The sequence below is a fragment of the Cupriavidus sp. FW305-46 genome (assembly GCF_058787075.1).
Genome location: NZ_JBYSZI010000019.1, coordinates 39,293 through 58,553 on the forward strand (window position 1 = coordinate 39,293; position 19,261 = coordinate 58,553).

Sequence of the window (19,261 nt, forward strand, 5' to 3'; positions counted from 1 at the left end):
TGCTCCTGGTTAATGGACCGCAAGCGCGTCCGCATGGTTGAGCTCGGATGCCACCCGCGCATTCCAGAGCGCGCGCCGCTGGGCGCGCTCATCGGCGCTGATCGCAGGTTCGAACACCGCGTCCGGGGTCGTGGTGGCCCGGGCCTGCTGCATGGAATCCCAAAGCAGGCCGGACGAGCCGGCAAGGTAAGCGATGCCGCGCAGGCTGGCGCGGTCGGTCTCCTTCATGCGGTGGATGGAAATTCCGCTGAGATCCGCCTGCATCTGCAGCAGCGTATCGCTGCCGGACAAGCCGCCGCCGACCACCAGTTCCGACACTGGCACGCCCGCGATCTCCCGGTTGGCCTCGATGCAGGAAGTCACCGAGTGGGCAATGCCTTCGAGGATGGCAAAGGCCATCTCGGCCTGCGTCGTTGCCATCGAGATACCGGTCAATGCTGCGCGCGCTTCAGGCTGCATGCGTGGGACCCGCAGGCCGGTCAGCGCGGGAATAAAGGTCACGCCTCGTGACGATGCAACAGTGCTGGCCAGCGCACTGATTTGCCTGGCATTCTCGAACCAGCCGAGCTTGTCGCAGACCCAGTTGAGCGCGGAGCCGGTGGTGGCGACAAAGGTTTCGACGGAGAAATGCGACACGCCCAGCTGCCGGCGTGCGGTCATGGTCAGGGTGCTGTCCGACTTGCCGCTGCGTGCGGGAAGGTTCGGACCGACTACCAGGTCGACGAAGCTGCCGGTGCCATGCAGGCACATCGCCTGGCCGGCATCGAGGCATCCCAGGCCGATTGCGCCGGCGAGCTGGTCCCCGGCACAAGCGAGGATCGGCACGTCAATCCCCAGCACGTCCGGCCGCGTGCGGCCGAAGTCGTCCGCATCCTGGCGCAGCTCAGGCAGCAGCTCGCGCGGAAAGCCAAGCGCGTCGATCCAGTCAAGCTGGTAGCGATGCCCGGTCAGCACGTAGGCGTTGCATGAGGTGGCATTGGTCGGCGTGGTGATGCACGCGCGTGCCGTCGACAGGTGCCAGAGCAGCCAGCTGTCGATGGTGCCGAAGGCGAGCCGGCGCGCACGGAAGGCGTCAGCCACAGCCGGCGTGTCACGCAGGTGCCGCGCCGCCCACAGGTAAGGCGAGCGCACACCGGTGGGGCGGCCGACTGCTTCGCGCAGAGTCGCGTCCCATGCCGGCGCAAGCTGGTCGAGATCGGCTGCGTATCGCGTGTCCTGCCACACCATGGCGGGTACCAGCGCACGTCCGGTCTGCGTGTCCCACAGTACCGCGGTGGCGCGCTGGGTCGCGATGGCGAGGGCGGTGACGGTCAGGTCTTCGTGAGCGGCCTGCGCCAGGGTGGCGCGGCAAACCGCCAGGGTCTTGTCGAGCAGGACGTCGGCGTCCTGTTCGACCACGCCGGGGCAGGGGGAACGGACCTCAAGCGTGGTGTACTCGAGGCACATGACATGACCGTCGGCGGCCACCACCGCTGCCCGCGTGCCTGAGGTGCCCTCATCGATTGCAAGGATGACATTTCTGCGCTGGGTCATGGGCGGGCCTTTTCAATCGCGGGATTCATGAAGCCCGGAGCGTCCGGCACATCGCCCTTGAACTGCGGGGCATCGGCTTCATTGTCGGGGTTGATGGTGGTGCGGGTCGGGTCCCAGCGGATCGCGAAGCAGATGATGCTGGCCAGCAGCGGGACCACGGACAGGATCAGGAAGGTGGTCTCCAGCCCATACTGTGCGCGGAACAGCGGGAACACCAGCAGGCCCAGTGCAGCGCCGATGGCACCGAGTGCGCCGATGATGCCGTTGGCGCCCGCGCGCAGTTCACTGCGGAAAGACAGTGACGACAGGCTCTTGCCATTTGCGCCGGGTCCGCCCGAGTGGAACAGAATGAACAGCGACGGAACGACCACTGCCATCCACATCGGCATCTTGCCGTTGAACAGGCCCAGGATCAGCAGCATGGCGAATACCGCAGCAAAGCCGAACGCCGAGGCGCGGCGCAGGCCCAGCTTGCGGCCTATCAAGGGCGAGAGGAACCCGCCAAAGATGCCGCAGACGTTGAAGACCAGCGCGCCGATCGTCGCGTACACAAAGTCCTTGCCGAACAGGGCCGCACTGATCAGCGGCAGGTACCAGCCGATCGCGAAGTACTGGATCGACTGCCCGATCTGCACAGTTGCCGCCAGCACGGTGCGCGGCAGGTAGACGCCGCGGAAGATCAGCAGCACGTTGGCCAGGCCGCGGCGCGCCTGGTTGAGGACGGGGATGCGTTCCGCGGGCGGTGCGGCAACGAACTCACGTCCGTAGATGCGCGTCATGGCATGTGCGGCGGCATCGAGCAATTCCTTGCGCGCCAGCCAGATCGGGCTTTCCACCAGGAACAGGCCCTGCAGCAGCAGGATGATCACGCCGAAGACCGCGGTGGCTGCCACCGAGTAGCGCCAGATCGTGTCGCCAACGTCCCAGGAGTAGAACAGCAGTGCCAGCAACAGGTTAGAGCAGACGGCCGTGTACCACATGCCTTGCCACGTGTTCAGCCGACTCTTGAGTTTCACCGGCGTGAACTCCGCCAGCACCGCCATGGCGATGGCAAAGTCGATGCCGTAGGCCGCGCCGACAAAGAAGCGACCGGCCAGGATCACCTCGAAGCCGGGGGCAAACACCACCAGCAATGCGCCGGCCACAGCCAGGACCTTGGCGAGGATCAGCGGGCGGACGCGGCCCCAGCGGTCGGCCATCCAGCCGCCGATAGGGTTGAAGGCAATGGCCACCCATGAAGCAAACGAGGTCAACAGGGCGACTTTTGCCGGCGCGAGTTGAAGGTTGCGCGTCATCGGCCCGAGGCCGGCGCTCAGTGCAGAATTGGAAAATGCATCAAGGAATAGCCCGCCGAGTGCGAGCCACCAGATGACACCGGCCCTGCCGCGAATGCCTGGGCAGGAATCAATGTAGGCAATGACATCATCGATGCCACGAATCTTGATGGCAGAGTGTTGCACGGCGGTCTCCTCTTATTTGTTCTGTAAGAGGCCGCAGCAACTGCAAGGCGCGAAGAGACCATCTTACAGATGGTCTCTTATCTAGATCTGCGTGGCCAATGTATGGCTTCGCAGGCACAGCGTCAACCGGGAAAACCCTTGTCCTGGGCATTAGCGTGCAGCGGTATTCCCCACGGCACGGCGCGGACTGGCATCCGGCGGGGCCAGTTGACCCTCATGCCGCCGCCCCAGCCACCAGCCCAGCCCCGCCCACACCAGCGCCAGCACGGCGCCAGCCAGCGCCACCGTGGCGGGATGGCCCGACAGCGCATCGATCGCCGTCTTGACCCACGCACTGACCGCATCGCCCGCACGGTAGACGGCGGTGTCGATCACGTTCTTGGCCTTGTACTTGGTCTCGGGATCGACCACGGTGAACAGCATCTCGCGCCCGGGGCGCAGCAGTGCGTATTCGCCCACGCGCCGCAGGATCATCACGCCGGCCAGCACGCCGAAGGTCGGCAGCATCGCCAGTACGAGAAAGCCGCAGGTCACCGCCAGCGGCACCGCGGTCAGCAGCACGGTGACGCCATAGCGGCGCGCCATGCGGCCGGTGAAGAAGAGCTGGACCAGGATGGTCAGCGCCTGCACGGCAGCATCCAGCGCGCTGAAGACCTGGGTCTGGCGGGTGCGCTCCGGGAAGGCCTCGGCCACCAGCCGCGCCTGCTCGAAATACAGGAAGGTGCTGGCCGTGGCCAGCAGGATCACGAACAGGCCGATGCCAAGCAGGTAGCGCGAGCGCAGCAGCAGCGACAGCCCGGCCAGCAGCCCGCCGCCGATGGGGTTGGCCGGATCCTGCGCCGCGCCGGCCGGGGCTTCGCCCGGCTGCACCACGCCCGCGCCGGCGCGGCGGCGCCAGCCGAACAGCCAGCCCACGCCGGGCAGCGTTGCGGCCAGCAGCGCGGCCGACAGCAGCATCAGTCCGGTCAGGCCGATCCGCGGCACCAGCCAGCCGCCCAGCACGGGGCCGGCCAGCCCACCCGCGCTGGCGCCGGCGGCCAGCAGTGCGAACAGACGGCGCGCCTGCTCGGGGCGGAACACATCCGCCATCAGGCTCCATGCCACGGACACCACGAACAGGTTGAACACCGACAGCCACACGTAGAACACGCGCGCCAGCCAGACGTTGTCAGGCAGGGCGCGAGTGGCCAGCGCAAAGCCAAGCAGGTTGGCGATAAAGAAGGCGTACACCCAGGGCACGAAGCGGCGCCGCGGCAGCCACGCGCAGACCGCGCCGTACAGCGGGATCGCGGCCAGCATCACGACAAAGGTGGCGGTGAACAGCCACTGCAGGTTCTTCACGCCGCCGGCAATGCCCATGGTCTCGCGCACCGGCCGCAGCATGAAATAGCTGGCGAACAGGCAGAAGAAAAACAGGAAGCCGGCCACCACGGCGCCGCCCTCGCCGGGGCGGATGCCGAAACCGCGCCGCAGCCGGGCCAGGCCGCCGGCAGGCGGGTCGCGCGCGGGATCGTCCACGATCGGTACGGCTCAGCGCAGCAGCGCGGCGATGCGCTCGCGCTGGCCGGGATCGGGCATGCGGCCCAGTCCGGCGCCGAGGTTGTCGGCCATGTTGGGCGGCTTGGAGGTGGCCGGGATCGCCGCGGTCACGGCGGGATGGCTGACGATGAACTTCAGGAACAGCTGGGCCCACGAGCCGCAGTCGATATCGCCGGCCCACGGCGGCAGCGGGCGGTCCTTGACGGCGCGAAAGAGGCGTCCGTCCTGGAATGGCCGGTTGATCAGCACCGCCACGCCGCGTGCTTCACACAGCGGCAGCAGCGTGCGCTCGGCATTGCGCTCGGCCACTGAATAGTTGATCTGGACAAAGTCCACGCGCTCGCTGCGCACGATCTTCTCCAGCGCCTCGTGCGCATCGTCGCGGTAGTGGGTGATGCCCAGGTAGCGGATGCGGCCCTGTTCCTTCAGCTCGCGCAGCCAGCGCAGGTTGGCCTGCCAGTCGATCAGGTTGTGTATCTGCAGCAGGTCGACCTTGTCTACATGCAGGTCGGCCAGCGAGCGCGCCCATTGCGCCTGCGCGGGCGCGCCGGATTTGGCCGAGATCTTGGTGGCCAGGAACACCCGGCTGCGGGCGTTGGCCGCGCGCAGCAGGTCGCCGGTCACGGCCTCGGCGCTGCCGTAGCTGGGCGCGGTATCGACGACCGAGCCTTCGCTCTGCAGCAGCAGGCCCATCACCTCCGCCAGCGGCTTGCGTTCGTCGGCGCCGGTGCCGACGTTGAAGGTGTCGGCGGTGCCCATGCCGATCACGGGCAGGGCTTCGGTGGTGCCCGGGATATTGCGGCGCAAGGGGGCGGCGACGGTGGCGGCATGAGCCGGCAGCACAGGGCCGAGGCCGGTAGCGGCCAGGCCTGCTGCAAGGCTGAGGAAGGAGCGGCGGTCGATCGACATGGGATGGTTCCCGGCAAGTGACTTACTGGTTGACCTTAGGCTGCGGGCGGACCCTTGTAAACCGTTGCGTTGATCAGTTGCGCGACAAACTGATGCTCAACCCGGCGCTGTTGATGCTGGACGAACCGATGGAAGGCTCGGCGCCGATCATCATGCAGGAACTGCGGCGGGTGATCCGGCAACTGATCGGCCAGTCGGACATGGCGGCGATCGTGGTGGAACGGAATGCGCGGCTGGCACTGGCGATGACGCAGCGGGCGATGGTGCTGGACCGGGGAAGGGTGGTGCATGCGTCGGACAGCGCTGTGTTGCTGGCAGACAAGGCGCGGCTGGATGCGCTGATGAGTGTGGTCGGGGTATGACGTGGCCAAAAAAACGTCGCGAACCTGGTGCAGGTTAACCTGCCGGTCGCTTTCAGCAGCCAGTGCCTCGTTGCTGAATAGAGTCGCGGCGCTTCACGTGACCTAGTGAAGCTTGGGTCGATGCGCCACACCAAAACGCACTGACAAGTCGTTGAGACGTTGGTCCAGTGTCCATAGCCGTGCGCCTGGCGTGATCAAAGTGGAAGCCAGCAATGAGACATCCACCAGGCCGCAACCGAGTCCATGCAATTTTTCGTGCTCGATGAACGCCATTACCTCTGACAAGCTCGCTTGCCTTGCGGGCTGCAACAGCCCGATGTCACCGAGTGTCCGCGCACGCGGTGCCGGGGGCGTCCCGCAGGCTAGTTCAACCAGGACCATGGGGTGGGTCAGTGCTTGATCCGACACGAGCAGACTGACCAGTGCGTCATTGCGGTTCTTGAAATGATCCACCCACACAGAGGTGTCGACGAGCACGCTCATTTCGATTCGGGTTCGATGCGGCTACGTGGCACATCTTCCATGTCGGGAGCGGTGCCACCCAGCGCCGCGAGGCGCTTGGCTGCTTGCACCCGCACGAAAGTCTTGATTGCCTCACGAAAAAGATCAGATTTGTCCATGCCAGGGTCGGCTATCTCTAGTGCTTGTTCATAAAGGGCGTCGTCGATAGTGACGGTCGTGCGCATAGCATGCTCCTCGCCTCAGATTTGATGTTATGGTGCATCAAAAAAAGCATCTAGGCAAGGTTGCCTGCAGGATGGTGTGACGGTGACTGCCCCGTCACACCAACGAGCCGCTACAGCATCCGCTCCCGTTCGGCCAGCAGTCCATCAAGCTGCGCCTTCACCATGCCAAGCAGGCAAAGCGCGCTGAAGCAGCCCTCCGAGCGTTCGCTTTCGTGATCCAGAAGTACGAGAACGCCGTTAATACCAGCGCGAACCTGCTGCAGGCATTCGTTAGTCATTTCATCGATCGTCGTCATTGATTCCTCACTAGTGAGTGCGCGCCACTCCTTTCCACGTGAGGGCGGCGGGCCAGTCAACGAGGGTGGAAAGACCGGTCTGACGAGGTGGAACCGGCCAGCCTTGCGGCTGCCTCGCTTGGCCCGCCATGGAACCATGCGAGCACACAGGCGTTGCATGCTGCAAGCGCAACGCCTGTCCTCGTCAGACATCCGGGCTTTCCACACCCGATCATCGGTGATCCGATGACGCCACCAGTATTTGCTGTCGGTGCAGGGGAATCGATGAGAGATGTCGCATTTCCAGGGGCGGGCGAAGTTTGAATCCATGCAGCGGATCCAGAAATCGCCGACTCTTGAAAATGCGCGTGCGGCTTTCGTAGACCGCGCCCATGCCGTCGAAGGCAGCCACGGCCATGAAGCTGGGATGGCCGGCGCAGGCAAGCCAATCCCGGTTGATACCGGGGCCTGCCGGGGCCGCCCGGCGCGCCCCCGGGGCGGGGGCGCGGGAGGTAACGCTCAGATCAGCGTGGCCAGGCCCAGCGTCAGCAGCAGCGCCACCACGGAGATGATGGTCTCGCAGACCGACCAGGTCTGGAAAGTCTGGGTCACGGTCATGTTGAAGTACTCCTTGACCAGCCAGAAGCCGCCGTCGTTCACGTGCGACAGGATCAGCGAGCCGGCGCCGGTGGTCAGCACCAGCAGTTCCGGGCGGGTGCCCGGTACGCTGGCGGCGATCGGCGCGACGATGCCCGCGGCGGTGGTCATGGCCACCGTGGCCGAGCCCGTGGCGATGCGGATCATCACCGCCACCAGCCAGCCCAGCACCAGCACCGACACGTTGGCGCCGGTGGCGACGTCGACGATGGCGTTGGAGATGCCCGAGTCGCGCAGGATGCGGCCAAAGCCACCGCCGGCACCGACGACGAGCGTGATGATGGCGGTGGGCGCCACGCACTCGTTGGTGAACTTGAGGATGGTCTCGCGGTTGAAGCCGCGCGCCTTGCCGAAGGTGTAGAAGCTCACCAGCGCGGCGATCAGCAGCGCCATCACCGAGTTGCCGATCAGCTTCAGGAAGTCGTTGGCAAAGGTCTTGGGCGTGGTGAACAGGTCGGCCCAGCTGCCGATCAGCATCAGGATCACGGGCAGCAGGATGGTGAACACCGTGATGCCGAAGCCCGGCAACTCGTGCGATGCCTTGACGCGCTCATCCTCTTCGGTGAACTGGTCCGCCAGCGGGTTGATCTCGGGCAGCTTGACGTAGCGGTCCATCAGCTTGGCGAACAGCGGGCCGGCGAGGGCTGCGGTGGGAATGCCAACGATCAGCGCGTACATGATGGTCTTGCCGATGTCGGCGCCATAGGCGGTCACCGCCAGCAGTGCGGCCGGGTGGGGCGGAATCAGGCCGTGCACCACGGACAGGCCGGCCACCATCGGGATGCCGACCAGCACCATCGATGTGCCGGTGCGCTTGGCCACGTTGAAGGCGATCGGCACCAGCAGCACGAAGCCCACTTCAAAGAACACCGGCAGGCCGACGATAAAGGCGATGGTGGCCATCGCCCAATGCACGTTCTTCGCGCCGAAGAAATCGATCAGTGTGTTCGCGATGCGCTCCGCGCCGCCGGACTCGGCCATCATCTTGCCGAGCATGGTGCCAAGGCCGACCACCAGCGCGATATGGCCCAGCGTGCCGCCGACACCGGCTTCAAAGGACTTGACGATGTCGCCCATCGGCATGCCAACGGCAAAGCCGAGCAGCACCGAAACGACCACGAGGGTAATGAAGGGGTTGAGCTTGAAGCGCGCGATCAGCACCACCAGTGCGATCACTGCGATCAGCGCATACACCAAGAGCGTGGTTCCGGTGACGGCACCCATATGGTCTCCTTGTGTGGAAAAAAGGCCGCTTGTGGCGGCAGGGGTTAGTTTTTAGTTTTTCCCCTCTTCCGCGGTTGGGAGAGGGGAGTACACAATCCGCAGGCAGCAGGCTCAGGCCGCCGGCTTCTTGTAGGCGATGCAGTCCACTTCGACCTTGCAGTCCACCACCATGCTCGACTGCACGCAGGCGCGCGCGGGCGGGTTGGCGCCGAAGTATTCCTTGAAGATCTTGTTGAACGAGGCGAAGTCGCGCGTGTCGTCCAGCCAGACGCCGCAACGCACGACGTGCTCGGGGCCGTAGCCGGCCTCGGCCAGGATGGCCAGCACGTTCTTGATGGCCTGGTGGGTCTGGGGCACGATGCCGCCGTCGATGACCTCGCCGTTGACCATCGGCACCTGGCCGGAGACGTAGAGCCAGCCATCGGCCGCGACCGCGCGGGCAAAGGGCATGTGCTGGCCGCCGGTACCGGTGCCGCCTTCGACGCCGAATCGTTTGATGTCCATGGGTACTCCTGGGATGTGTTGGATATGGGAAGGAAGGAGGGCAGCGCGCCGGTCAGGCGGCGCCGAACTCAGGCCGCGAGCCTCGCGGCAGGAAACGGCCGGCGCGCACGCCGGTGGTCTGGCGCTGCTGCCATGACAGCTCGCCGTTGACCCAGACCGCGGCAATGCCCTCGGCCGGTTGCATGGGATCGGTAAAGCTGGCCGCATCGCGGATGGTGGTGGCGTCGAACAGCACCAGGTCGGCCCAGTAGCCTTCGCGCACGAAGCCGCGCTCCTGCAGCCCGAAGCGCTCGGCGGACATGCCGGTCATCTTGTTGACGGCCACCGTCAGCGGGAACAGCTCGCGGTCGCGGGCGTAGTGGCCCAGCACGCGCGGGAAGGCGCCCCACAGGCGTGGATGCGGCAGCGGGTCGTTGGGCAGCCCGTCCGAGCCGACCACCGTGGCCGGATGGCTCAGAATGCGGTCGACGTCGGCGTCTTCCATGCAGTGGTAGACCGCGCCCGCGGGCATCAGCCGGCGCGCGGCTTCGTGCAGGTCGACCTGCCATTCGGCGGCGATATCGGCCAGCAGGCGGCCGCTCATTTCGGGCGCGCCTTCGGACCAGGTCACCATGATGTCGAAGTCGCTGGTGACCTGCTTCAGGTCCAGCGTGGAGGAGCTGGCGGTGTAGGGGTAGCAGTCGCAGCCCACCGGCTGCCAGCGCTGCGCGCCGTCGAGTGCGTCCAGCACCTCGGTGCTGCGGCCCCAGTTGGCCACGCCCGCGCATTTCAGGTGCGAGATCACCACCGGCACGCGCGCATGGCGGCCGATGCGGAAGGCCTCGTCCATGGCGTCGAGGATCTCGGCGAACTCGCTGCGCAGGTGGGTGGCGTAGAGCGCGCCGGCCTTGGCCAGCGGTTCGGCCAGCGCCAGCACCTCATCGGTCGGCGCGCTGAAGGCATTGGCGTAGGCCAGGCCCGTGGACAGGCCCAGCGCGCCGTGCTGCAGCGCTTCTTCCAGCTGTGCGCGCATTGCCGCGATTTCTTCCGGCGTGGCGGCGCGGTCGAAGCGGTCCATATGGTTGCTGCGCAGCGCGGTATGGCCGACCAGCGCGGCAACGTTGACCGCGGGCTGCGCGGCTTCCACCGCATCGACGTAGCTTTTGAAATCCGGGTAGCGGAAGGCGTCGGCATGGCCGAGCAGGTTCATCGGGTCGGGCGGCTCGCCCGCCAGCGTCACCGGCGCGGCGCTGATGCCGCAGTTGCCGACCACCACCGTGGTCACGCCCTGCGACAGCTTGGGCGTCATCTCGGGCTGGCGCACCACGTTGGTGTCGTCGTGCGTATGCACGTCGATAAAGCCCGGTGCAAGGACCAGGCCGTCGCCTTCGACTACATGCGAGGCGGCGTCGGGATCGATCGCGCCGGCTTCATCGAGGCGGGCGATGCGGCCGTCGCGCAGGGCCACGTCGGCCAGGCGCGCGGCGGCGCCGGAGCCGTCGATCAGGGTGACGCAGCGGATCAGGGTATCGAACAGGTGTGGCATGGTCAGTCTCCCAGCGGCTGGCGGCTGTCGGGGCCCCTGGCGGGGCCGCTTTCACCGCGGTGGGTGTCCAGCACGTACTTGAGCCGGCGCAGGCGCTCCTTGCTCTGGTCCGGCTGCAACAGCGCGCATTGTGTGGCCAGCACGTCCAGCACCATCAGCATGGCGTAGCGCGATGCCGACGGCTTGAAAATGAAATCCGTCTCCAGCGTGCGCACCGGCAGCAGCACGTCGGCACGCGCGGCCAGCGGCGAGCCCAGCGCGGTCACGGCCACCAGGCGGGCACCGTACTCGCGCGCGATATCGCAGCTGGCCAGCATCTCCGGCACGCGGCCGCTGGCCGAGAAGGCCAGCACCACGTCGTCGCGGCCCAGCGTGGCCGCCACCATCTTCTGCAGCAGGGCGTCCTGGTAGCTCGCCACCGGCTGGCCCAGGCGCGCCAGGCGATGGCGCGCCTCGTCGGCCATGAACGACGAGCCGCCGCCCATGCCAAAAGCGTAGACCATGCGTGCGCCAAGCAACAGGCGCGCGGCCTGTTCGATGCGCTGCGCATCCATCATGCCGCGGTTGACTTCGAGCGCGGTGAGGATGTCGGCGTGGATGCTGTCAGCGAGCGTGGCCGGGGTGGCTTCACCGGCGGGAACGCTGCCGGGCTGCAGGAAGCGCGCACCCACCGCGGTGGCCTGCGCCAGGCGCAACTTCAGGTCGCGCACGTCGCGGCAGCCGATGGCCTTGGCAAAGCGCGTCACGCTGGCCTCGCTGACGCCGGCCTTGCGCGCCAGCTCATTGATGCTGGCGGCGGCCGCGCCGGCCAGGTCTTCCAGCACCACCTGCGCCACCTTCTGCTCGGCCAGGCGCAGCGCGGGGCCGCGCTCGGCGATGCGGGTCAGGATGTCGAAGGGCGCGGTCATGGGCGGCAGGTCTGGTGTGAAGACGGGTTGGATCGAAATGTGACGGAAGCTGCAGTGTCCGCGGGCAGGGGCTATAACAGTGATTGGCGCACGTGGCGGATGCCAGTCGCGTGGTCCCGGCTAGCCCTTCCGGGCATCTGCGTGTTACTTTATAACAAGGATGAAATATCTTATTTTCAGGGCTATCATTACGTCAATCAGATTTTTTCAGGGTGATGACAAGCATGCATGAAATAAAGTATCAGGCCGGCGTGATCGATCCGCTCAACAAGGCGCTGGGCCGGATGGAAGCCCCGATCGCCCCGGATGCGGCCGGCCAGACCGGCTGGAACCTGTTGCAGGAAGAGTTGAGCCTGCCGGCCGCGGTGCTCTATGAAGACCGGCTTGCGCACAACCTGGAGTGGATGCGCCGCTTCATGAACGAGTACGGCGTGCAGCTTGCGCCGCATGGCAAGACCACCATGGCGCCCAAGCTGTTTGCGCGCCAGCTCGGCGCCGGCGCGTGGGGCATCACGCTGGCCACCGCGCACCAGACCGCTGCCGCGCATGCGCACGGCGTCAAGCGCGTGCTGATGGCCAACCAGCTGGTGGGCCGGCGCAATATGGAAATCATCGCTGACCTGCTGCGCGATCCGGATTTCGAATTCTTCGCGCTGGTGGACTCGGCCGCGCTGGTCGACCAGCTCGGCAAGTTCTTCCAGGAGCGCGGCCAGAAGCTGCAGGTGCTGCTGGAACTGGGCGTGGAAGGCGGGCGCACCGGCGTACGCGACGTTGCGCAGCAGCAGGCCGTGCTGGACGCGCTGGCGCGCTGGCCGCAGGCGCTGTCGCTGGCCGGCGTCGAGATCTATGAAGGCGTGCTCAAGGAAGAAGCCGATATCCGCAAGTTCCTGCAACGCACCGTGGCGGTGACGCGGCAGCTGGCACAGGAAGGCCGCTTCGGCCGCAGCCCGGTAGTGATGTCGGGCGCGGGCTCGGCCTGGTACGACGTGGTGGCCGAGGAATTCGCGCGCACCGAGATCGGCGCGCCGATCGACATCGTGCTGCGCCCGGGCTGCTACCTGACGCATGACGTAGGCATCTACCGCGCCGCGCAGCAGCGCATCCTGGCCAGCAACCCGGTCGCGCAGAAGATGCGCGAGGGCCTGCTGCCGGCGCTGCAGCTGTGGGCCTATGTGCAGTCGATCCCCGAACCGGACCGCGTCATCATCGGCATGGGCAAGCGCGATGCGGCCTTCGACGCCGGCATGCCAATCCCGGCGCGGCTGTACCGGCCCGGCACCGAGGCGCCGGTGGACGTGCCCGCGCACTGGGAGGTCACCGGCATGATGGACCAGCACGCCTACCTGCAGGTCAAGCCGGGCGACGACGTTCAGGTCGGCGACATGATCGCTTTCGATATCTCGCACCCGTGCCTGACTTTCGACAAGTGGCGCCATATCCCGGTGCTGGACCGCGACATGCGCGTGATCGACATCGTGCAAACCTTCTTCTGAGGCAGACGGCCCCATGAGCATCGACATCCTGGCCTACGGCGAACCGCTGGTGGAGTTCAACCAGCAGCCCGACGATCCGTCGCGCTACCTGCAAGGCTTTGGCGGCGACACTTCCAACTTCTGCATTGCCGCTGCGCGCCAGGGCGCCAGCACCGGCTATATCTGCGCGGTCGGCGCCGACACCTTCGGCGAGCGCTTGCGCGCGCTGTGGACGCAGGAGCGGGTCGATACCCGCCATGTGCGCGTCGACCCGAGCGCGCCTACCGGGGTCTATTTTGTCTCGCACGACAACCACGGCCACCGCTTCGACTACCTGCGCGAAGGCTCTGCCGCCAGCCGCTACCAGCATGAGCATCTGCCGCTGGGCGCGATCGCCGCGGCGCGCTACCTGCACCTGTCGGGCATCAGCCTGGCCATCAGCACCAGCGCCTGCGATGCCGGGCTGGACGCGATGGAGCATGCGCGCAAGGCCGGCACCAAGGTCACGCTGGACACCAACCTGCGGCTGCGGCTGTGGTCGCTGGCGCGCGCGCGCGGCATCATGCGCGAGGCCCTCATGCTGACCGACGTGTGCCTGCCCAGCTGGGATGACATCACCGTGCTGACCGGGCTGGACGACCGCGACGCCATCGTCGACTACCTGCTGGGCTGCGGCATCGGCCTGGTCGCGCTGAAGCTGGGCGAAGAGGGCTCCTATGTGGCCACGCCAGAGTCGCGTGCGCTGGTGCCGCCTTATCCGGTCGAGCCGGTCGATGCCACCGGCGCGGGCGACTGCTTCGGCGGCAGCTTTGTTGCGCGCCTGGCCGCGGGTGCCGATCCGTTCGAGGCGGCGCGCTATGCCAACGTGGCGGCGGCGCTGTCTACCACCGGTTACGGCGCGGTGGCGCCGATCCCCGACGCCCAGACCGTGCTGGGCCGGCTGGCGCAGTCGGTGTCGGTGATCGCATGATCCCGTTGGCCTGAACTCCTGCTTCCCTGAAACCCTGCTTCTGCACTTCCTATTCCGAGACAGCCATGCAAAACCAGACTTCCCCGCTGCTTCAACGCCTTGCCGACGTGCCGGTGATCCCGGTGCTGGAATTCCACTCGGTCGACGAGGCCCTGCACGTCAGCGAGGCACTGGTCACCGGCGGCTTGCCGCTGCTTGAGATCACGCTGCGTACGCCGGCGGCACTGGAAGCGATCAAGGCGGTGGCGGCAGCCTTGCCGCAGGCCTGCGTCGGTGCCGGCACGGTGCTGAACGTCGAGCAGCTGCACGCCGTGCGCGATGCGGGAGCGCAGTTTGCCGTCTCGCCGGGCCTGACCCCGGCGCTGGCCGAGGGCGCGCAGGGCGCCGGCATCTCGCTGCTGCCGGGCGTGGCCACTGCGAGTGAGGCGATGGCGGCGCTGGAAGCCGGCTTCACCTTCCTCAAGTTCTTCCCGGCGCAGGCAGCGGGCGGCGTGCCGATGCTGAAGTCGCTGGGCGGCCCGCTGCCGCAGCTGCGCTTCTGCCCGACCGGCGGCATCGACGCCGCGCTGGCGCCGACCTACCTGGCGCTGCCGAACGTGGTGTGCGTGGGCGGTTCGTGGGTGGTGCCCAAGGACGCGGTCGCCAGCGGCGACTGGGGCCGCATCCGCACGCTGGCCGAGCAGGCCAGGGCATTGCGCAACAAGCGCTGAGCAGCGGCAGCGCAAAGAGAAACGGCACGCCATGCGGCGTGCCGTTTTCATATCGACGCGGTCCGGGCCGCATCAGACTTGGGGGGCTGGCGGCTTACTTGTGACGGTCCGCCGAGCTTTCGAGCTTCTGGCCACCGCGCTGAATGTCCTGGCCGAGCCCCGCCATCGTGTTGCAGCCAGCCAACAGGGTGGCAAACAAAACGCACCAGATCCAACCTTTCTTCACGCCGGGCTCCTTTTGAGGATTTTAAGAATCGAGAGATTCAGGGATTGAGGGATTTGCGCCGATTTTACCGCTGCTGTGAGCGGGTTTGCCATCTGGTATGTGCCAATTTGTAAATCGTGCAACGGCCCGCAACGCCAGCCGGTACTCAGGCGTGGGGCCCCAGCAGCTCTCGGGCGCGCTGCTGGATTGCCGCATGGGTCTGGAGCAGCCAGGTCGCGGGGAATGGCTGCGCCAGCAGGTAGCCCTGCACGCTGTGGCAGCCCCAGGCCCGCACCGCCTCGAGCTGCTGGCGGGTCTCGATCCCTTTGGCACAGACCGACACGCCGGCGCTGCGGGCCAGCCTGCAGGCGGCGCGCAGGCTCTCGGCACGGTTGGCGGATTCGCCGGCCCGGGGTGCATGGCCCAGCCGGCGCGCGTCCAGCGTGACGCTGTCCGGGTGCAGCGCCGTCAGCAAGCGGCGGCAGCCCGGGCTGTCGTCGAAATCGCCGAGTGCCAGTTGCAGCCCGCGCCCGCGCAGCGCGGCAAAGCGGGCAATGATGTCGGGGTCGGCCGGCACGGCGCTGGCCGACACTTCAATGCACAGGCGGTTCGGCGCGATGCCGCCCGCGTCGAGGGCATGGGCCAGCGCCTCCACCATCTGCGGGCGGTGCAGCTGCGCGCTGGAGGCCAGCAGGGTGAATTGCAGCGGGGCCACGTTTTCGGCGGCGCGTACCAGTGGCAGCACGCTTTCCAGCAGCCAGCTGCCAATCCGGCCGACCAGCCCCAGCGACTCCACCGCCGGCAAGAAATCCTGCGGCGCCACGCGTCCCAGCGCCGCATGATGCCAGCGCAGCCGCACGGTGTAGCCGCTGACAACGGCGCTGGCGAAGTCGGCGCGCGGCTGCAGCTGCAGGCTCAGCTCGCCGCGCTCCAGTGCGTCGGGCAGGGCAGCCAGCAGGGGCGCGGTCGGCGGTGTGGCGGGCTTGTCGGCGCGTGCCAGGCCGTCGCCCCCCCGTCGGTCGACTTGCAGCATGGCGTCCAGGGCCTGCTGCAGGCTGCGTTCAGCCGGGATATCCGGATGGTCGGTGGCCACGCCGATGCTGCACGAAATAAACAGCTCGAAGCCCTCCAGCGCGAACGGCCGGGACAGCTCGTCGGCCAGCCGGCTGGCCACCGGGCCGGGGTCGGGCACGCCGTCCGGCAGCGCGGTAATGACCACCAGGTCTGCCGGCGCCATCCAGTGCATGATGGCGCCGGGCGGCAGCAGGCAGGCGATGCGTGCCTGCACGATGGCCTGCAGCCTGGCCGCGCGCCGGGGGCCCAGGGTTTCGCAGGCGCTGGCAAACCGGTCCAGGCGGATCGAGAGGATGGTCGCCGGCTGCCCGGTGCCGGAGCGGCGTGCGGCAAGCGCGGACACCAGGGCGGAAGGCTGTATCGCGCCCGCGGCCGCTGGCGCGGCGATGTCATCGGCATCAGGATGCATGGATGGTCTTGCGGACAGCCGGTTGATGGCCTCGCGATGTCCGCGTCTCCCCGGTAGCGGATTTGGTCGTTCGGCTGGCCGCTGGGGCGGCCGCCGGCGCTTGTCGTCAGGCCTTGGTGATCCAGCCTGCCACGGCCGCATGCGGGCCGCACAGGCCGATCATAAGCGAAGGGGAGGGGGCGGAACATTGCAAATTGCGCCAAGGTGACTTGGTCGCAACCTGCAACTTGATATGGATCAATATGGCCGTCATCGGCTGTGATCCAGGATTGACGCCACTGCCGGAATCAGGGCATCGGCGGATGGGCTGGCCTGATCAGCCGGTGGTCTCTTCCTCAGGTCCTTCCTGCGGGGGCAGGCGCGAGGCCAGCACCTTGTCGATGCGTTTGCCGTCCATGTCGACGATCTCGAAGCGCCAGTCGCCCCATTGCACGCTGTCGGCGATCTGCGGCAGGCGGCCCAGCAGCAGGAGCAGCATGCCGGACAGGGTGTGGTAGCGCTCTTTTTCTTCCTCCGGCACCTGGCGCAGGCCGATGCGGTCCTTCAGTTCCGGGATCGGGATCAGGCCGTCGAGCAGCCACGAGCCGTCGTCGCGCTGCACTGCCCATTCCTCGCCGGCGGCGTCGGCCTTGAATTCGCCGGTGATGGCCTCGATCAGGTCCTGCAGCGTGACCAGGCCCAGCACTTCGCCGTACTCGTCGATGACAAAGGCCATCTGGCCGCCGGAGCCGCGGAAATTCTCCAGCAGTTCCATGCCGGTCACGCTCTCGGGCACGAACACCGCGGGCTGCGCCGCGGCCTTCAGGTCGGCTTCTTCGCCGCGCAGCCGGCGCGCCAGCAACTGGCGCGCGCTGACCACGCCGATGATGTCGTGCATGCCGCCGCGCACGACCGGAAAGCGCGAGTGGTCGGATTCCTCGATGCGGTGCAGGTTTTCATCGAGCGTCTCTTCGACGTCCAGGTACACGACATCGCCGCGCGGCACCATCAGCGATGCCAGTTGGCGGTCGTCCAGCCGGAACACGTTGCGCACCATGGTGTGCTCGTGCTGTTCGATCACGCCGGCTTCGGAACCCTCGACCAGCAGCGCGTGGATTTCTTCCTCGGTCACACCCGGGCCGCGGTCGACTTTGGTGCCGAGCAGCCGCAGCACCAGCCGCGTTGAGCTGGACAGCAGCTTGACGAACGGGGTGGAGGCCACGGCCAGCCAGCCGATCGGGCGCGCCACCAGCCGCGCGATGGCTTCGGGGGCCATCTGGCCCAGGCGCTTGGGCACCAGTTCGCCCAGCACGATGGAAAAGTAGGTCAGGCCGGCCACCACGATGGCGGTCGCCACATAGCCGGAGGTGTTCGGCGACAAGCCGAAGCCTTGCAGCCAGAGGCCCAGCGGCTGCGCCAGCGTGGATTCGCCGACCACGCCATTGAGCACGCCGATCGACGTGATGCCGATCTGCACCGTGGACAGGAAGCGCGTAGGATCCTCGCCCAGCTGGACCGCGGCAATCGCGCCGCGGTCACCGTTCTCGATCTGGCGCTGCAGACGTGCCTTGCGGGCCGTGACCAACGCGATCTCGGACATCGCGAACAGGCCGTTGAGCAGAATCAGCGCCAGCAGTATGGCAATTTCCATCAGGGTGCGCGCCCTATGCGTGTGAGTTGAAAGCACCAAGCATACCATCCGCGCATGACGGCTCGGCGGTTCCCCGGTGCAGGTGATGGTGGCGCCTTCGCCTGGCGTGGCGATAACTAATGGAGATAGCTCGATACCTAATATTCAATAGATAGTTATCGTTGGCTGCGCCAGACTTCCGTCCATGGCAGCACCTGTGCCGCCTTCCGAACAGCCTGGAGCCTACAGGCGTGCGAATCACAAGGAGACAGAATGGACAGCCAATGGACGGCCGTGCTGGTGGAGAAATTCGGCCATAGCTTCAGCGCTTACGAACTGGATGGCGGCGAGCGCTGCTTCAGTGTGCAGTTGCCTGACTATCCGCATGAATTCGTGGTGGACCGCGAGCGCCTGTGCGGCTACGTCGGCCACTATGGCGTGCAGACCTTCGCGCACGCCGGCGACGGCGGCGCCGCGGTGATCGCGGTCGACCTGATGCGCGGCGTTGTCAGGGCTCAGCTCGATTGCTCGCCCTATCACCGTATCCATGGCCTGCAGATCGACCGGCAAGGACGCGTCTACGCGCTGAGCGAGCGCGACAATATGCTGCTGGTGTTCGAAGCGCCGCTGGAGCGCCCAGTCCCGGACCGCGCCGTGCCCGCGGGCGGGGTCAAGAGCCATCTGTTCGTACTGTCGGCCGATGGTGAGCGTGCCTACGTGACCAACCTGCTGTCGCATACCGTGACGCTGGTCCACCCCTACGATGCCACCCGCACTCCGCGCGCGGCGTACGCCGGCAGGCGCCCCGAGGGCTGCTGCCTGAGCCGCGACGAAGCGGCGCTCTACGTCGCCAGCCGCGACGATCACAGTCTGACCCGGCTGGACGCGTGCACGATGGAAGCGGTGCGCACGGTGCCGACCGGCGAGGATCCCACCCGCATCTACTGGTCGCCGGACGACCGCCTGTTCGTGCTCAACTACGGCGAGCGCAGCATCCGCATTTTCGACCCCGACACGCTCGCCGAAACCGGCCGGGTCGACACCGGCGCCAAGCCGATCGCGCTCGCCTTCCATCCGGCTGACCCGAGCCGCGCCTATATCGCGCTCAACGACCACACCGTCGGCCAGCTTGACCTGCCTGGCCTGACCCTGCGCCATGCCTTCACCACCGGCAAGGAACCGGACGGTCTTGCCATCCTGGCCTTGCCGCCGCGGTAGTCAGCGGGCGTT

The 19,261-nt window shown here is 67.0% G+C and carries 18 protein-coding genes and 1 pseudogene; 5 read left to right on the top strand and 14 right to left on the bottom strand.

Annotation, left to right across the window (positions count from 1 at the left end; translation table 11 throughout):
• Positions 1-9: 9 nt before the first annotated feature.
• The 4 genes from AC3WON_RS11685 to AC3WON_RS11700 all read right to left on the bottom strand — a co-directional run bounded on the left by AC3WON_RS11685 (position 10) and on the right by AC3WON_RS11700 (position 5,441).
• Complete coding sequence (locus AC3WON_RS11685; protein WP_492351889.1) at positions 10-1,533, bottom strand: FGGY family carbohydrate kinase; 1,524 nt, start codon at positions 1,531-1,533, stop codon at positions 10-12.
• A complete protein-coding gene (locus AC3WON_RS11690) occupies positions 1,530-2,993 on the bottom strand; it encodes an MFS transporter (RefSeq protein ID WP_492351890.1) in 1,464 nt (487 codons plus the stop codon). Before AC3WON_RS11690 ends, AC3WON_RS11685 begins: the two co-directional genes overlap by 4 nt.
• 150 nt (positions 2,994-3,143) lie before the next feature.
• A complete protein-coding gene (locus AC3WON_RS11695) occupies positions 3,144-4,511 on the bottom strand; it encodes an NTP/NDP exchange transporter (protein ID WP_492318465.1) in 1,368 nt (455 codons plus the stop codon).
• Between the two features lie 12 nt (positions 4,512-4,523).
• The gene (locus tag AC3WON_RS11700; RefSeq protein WP_492351891.1) at positions 4,524-5,441 is read right to left on the bottom strand and encodes an aldo/keto reductase; all 918 of its coding nucleotides are present in this window, start codon (positions 5,439-5,441) and stop codon (positions 4,524-4,526) included.
• Between the two features lie 89 nt (positions 5,442-5,530).
• Here AC3WON_RS11700 and AC3WON_RS11705 point away from each other — a divergent pair.
• Positions 5,531-5,803: pseudogene (locus tag AC3WON_RS11705) on the top strand (ABC transporter ATP-binding protein); the annotation flags it as partial.
• A gap of 102 nt (positions 5,804-5,905) precedes the next feature.
• Here the strand turns inward: AC3WON_RS11705 and AC3WON_RS11710 are convergent.
• The 7 genes from AC3WON_RS11710 to AC3WON_RS11740 form a co-directional block, all read right to left on the bottom strand.
• Positions 5,906-6,286, bottom strand: a complete 381-nt coding sequence (locus AC3WON_RS11710) for a type II toxin-antitoxin system VapC family toxin (protein ID WP_492318463.1) — start codon at positions 6,284-6,286, stop codon at positions 5,906-5,908.
• A complete protein-coding gene (locus AC3WON_RS11715; protein ID WP_492318462.1) occupies positions 6,283-6,489 on the bottom strand; it encodes a type II toxin-antitoxin system VapB family antitoxin in 207 nt (68 codons plus the stop codon). Before AC3WON_RS11715 ends, AC3WON_RS11710 begins: the two co-directional genes overlap by 4 nt.
• 110 nt (positions 6,490-6,599) lie before the next feature.
• Positions 6,600-6,785, bottom strand: a complete 186-nt coding sequence (locus AC3WON_RS11720; protein ID WP_492318461.1) for a hypothetical protein — start codon at positions 6,783-6,785, stop codon at positions 6,600-6,602.
• 498 nt (positions 6,786-7,283) lie between these two features.
• Positions 7,284-8,645 (bottom strand): GntP family permease, encoded by a 1,362-nt coding sequence (locus AC3WON_RS11725; RefSeq protein ID WP_492318460.1) that lies wholly within the window; start codon positions 8,643-8,645, stop codon positions 7,284-7,286.
• Positions 8,646-8,756: 111 nt separating this feature from the next.
• Complete coding sequence (locus tag AC3WON_RS11730; protein WP_012355941.1) at positions 8,757-9,149, bottom strand: RidA family protein; 393 nt, start codon at positions 9,147-9,149, stop codon at positions 8,757-8,759.
• 52 nt (positions 9,150-9,201) lie between these two features.
• Positions 9,202-10,674 carry an N-acyl-D-amino-acid deacylase family protein gene (locus AC3WON_RS11735; RefSeq protein ID WP_492351892.1) on the bottom strand — a complete coding sequence of 491 codons (1,473 nt, stop codon included), beginning with the start codon at positions 10,672-10,674 and terminating at the stop codon, positions 9,202-9,204.
• A gap of 2 nt (positions 10,675-10,676) precedes the next feature.
• The gene (locus AC3WON_RS11740; RefSeq protein WP_492318458.1) at positions 10,677-11,582 is read right to left on the bottom strand and encodes a MurR/RpiR family transcriptional regulator; all 906 of its coding nucleotides are present in this window, start codon (positions 11,580-11,582) and stop codon (positions 10,677-10,679) included.
• A 224-nt stretch (positions 11,583-11,806) separates the two neighbouring features.
• On the opposite strand from AC3WON_RS11740, the gene AC3WON_RS11745 reads away from it, so the two are divergent.
• The 3 genes from AC3WON_RS11745 (at position 11,807) to AC3WON_RS11755 (ending at position 14,734) form a co-directional block, all read left to right on the top strand.
• Entirely contained in the window at positions 11,807-13,075 is a 1,269-nt protein-coding gene (locus AC3WON_RS11745; protein WP_492351893.1) for an amino acid deaminase, read from the top strand.
• A gap of 13 nt (positions 13,076-13,088) precedes the next feature.
• Positions 13,089-14,024 carry a sugar kinase gene (locus tag AC3WON_RS11750; protein WP_492318456.1) on the top strand — a complete coding sequence of 312 codons (936 nt, stop codon included), beginning with the start codon at positions 13,089-13,091 and terminating at the stop codon, positions 14,022-14,024.
• Positions 14,025-14,089: 65 nt separating this feature from the next.
• Positions 14,090-14,734 carry a bifunctional 4-hydroxy-2-oxoglutarate aldolase/2-dehydro-3-deoxy-phosphogluconate aldolase gene (locus AC3WON_RS11755; RefSeq protein ID WP_492351894.1) on the top strand — a complete coding sequence of 215 codons (645 nt, stop codon included), beginning with the start codon at positions 14,090-14,092 and terminating at the stop codon, positions 14,732-14,734.
• 94 nt (positions 14,735-14,828) lie between these two features.
• Here AC3WON_RS11755 and AC3WON_RS11760 read toward each other — a convergent pair whose 3' ends face one another.
• From AC3WON_RS11760 to AC3WON_RS11770, 3 genes are all read right to left on the bottom strand, one after another.
• Positions 14,829-14,960: an entericidin A/B family lipoprotein gene (locus AC3WON_RS11760; protein ID WP_010814145.1), complete on the bottom strand. Its 132-nt coding sequence runs from the start codon at positions 14,958-14,960 to the stop codon at positions 14,829-14,831.
• 145 nt (positions 14,961-15,105) lie between these two features.
• Positions 15,106-16,422: a GGDEF domain-containing protein gene (locus AC3WON_RS11765; RefSeq protein WP_492317173.1), complete on the bottom strand. Its 1,317-nt coding sequence runs from the start codon at positions 16,420-16,422 to the stop codon at positions 15,106-15,108.
• 316 nt (positions 16,423-16,738) lie between these two features.
• A complete protein-coding gene (locus tag AC3WON_RS11770) occupies positions 16,739-18,052 on the bottom strand; it encodes a hemolysin family protein (protein ID WP_492317172.1) in 1,314 nt (437 codons plus the stop codon).
• A 252-nt stretch (positions 18,053-18,304) separates the two neighbouring features.
• Between AC3WON_RS11770 and AC3WON_RS11775 the strand changes: the two genes are divergently transcribed.
• The gene (locus tag AC3WON_RS11775; RefSeq protein ID WP_492317171.1) at positions 18,305-19,249 is read left to right on the top strand and encodes a YncE family protein; all 945 of its coding nucleotides are present in this window, start codon (positions 18,305-18,307) and stop codon (positions 19,247-19,249) included.
• Positions 19,250-19,261 lie beyond the last annotated feature (12 nt).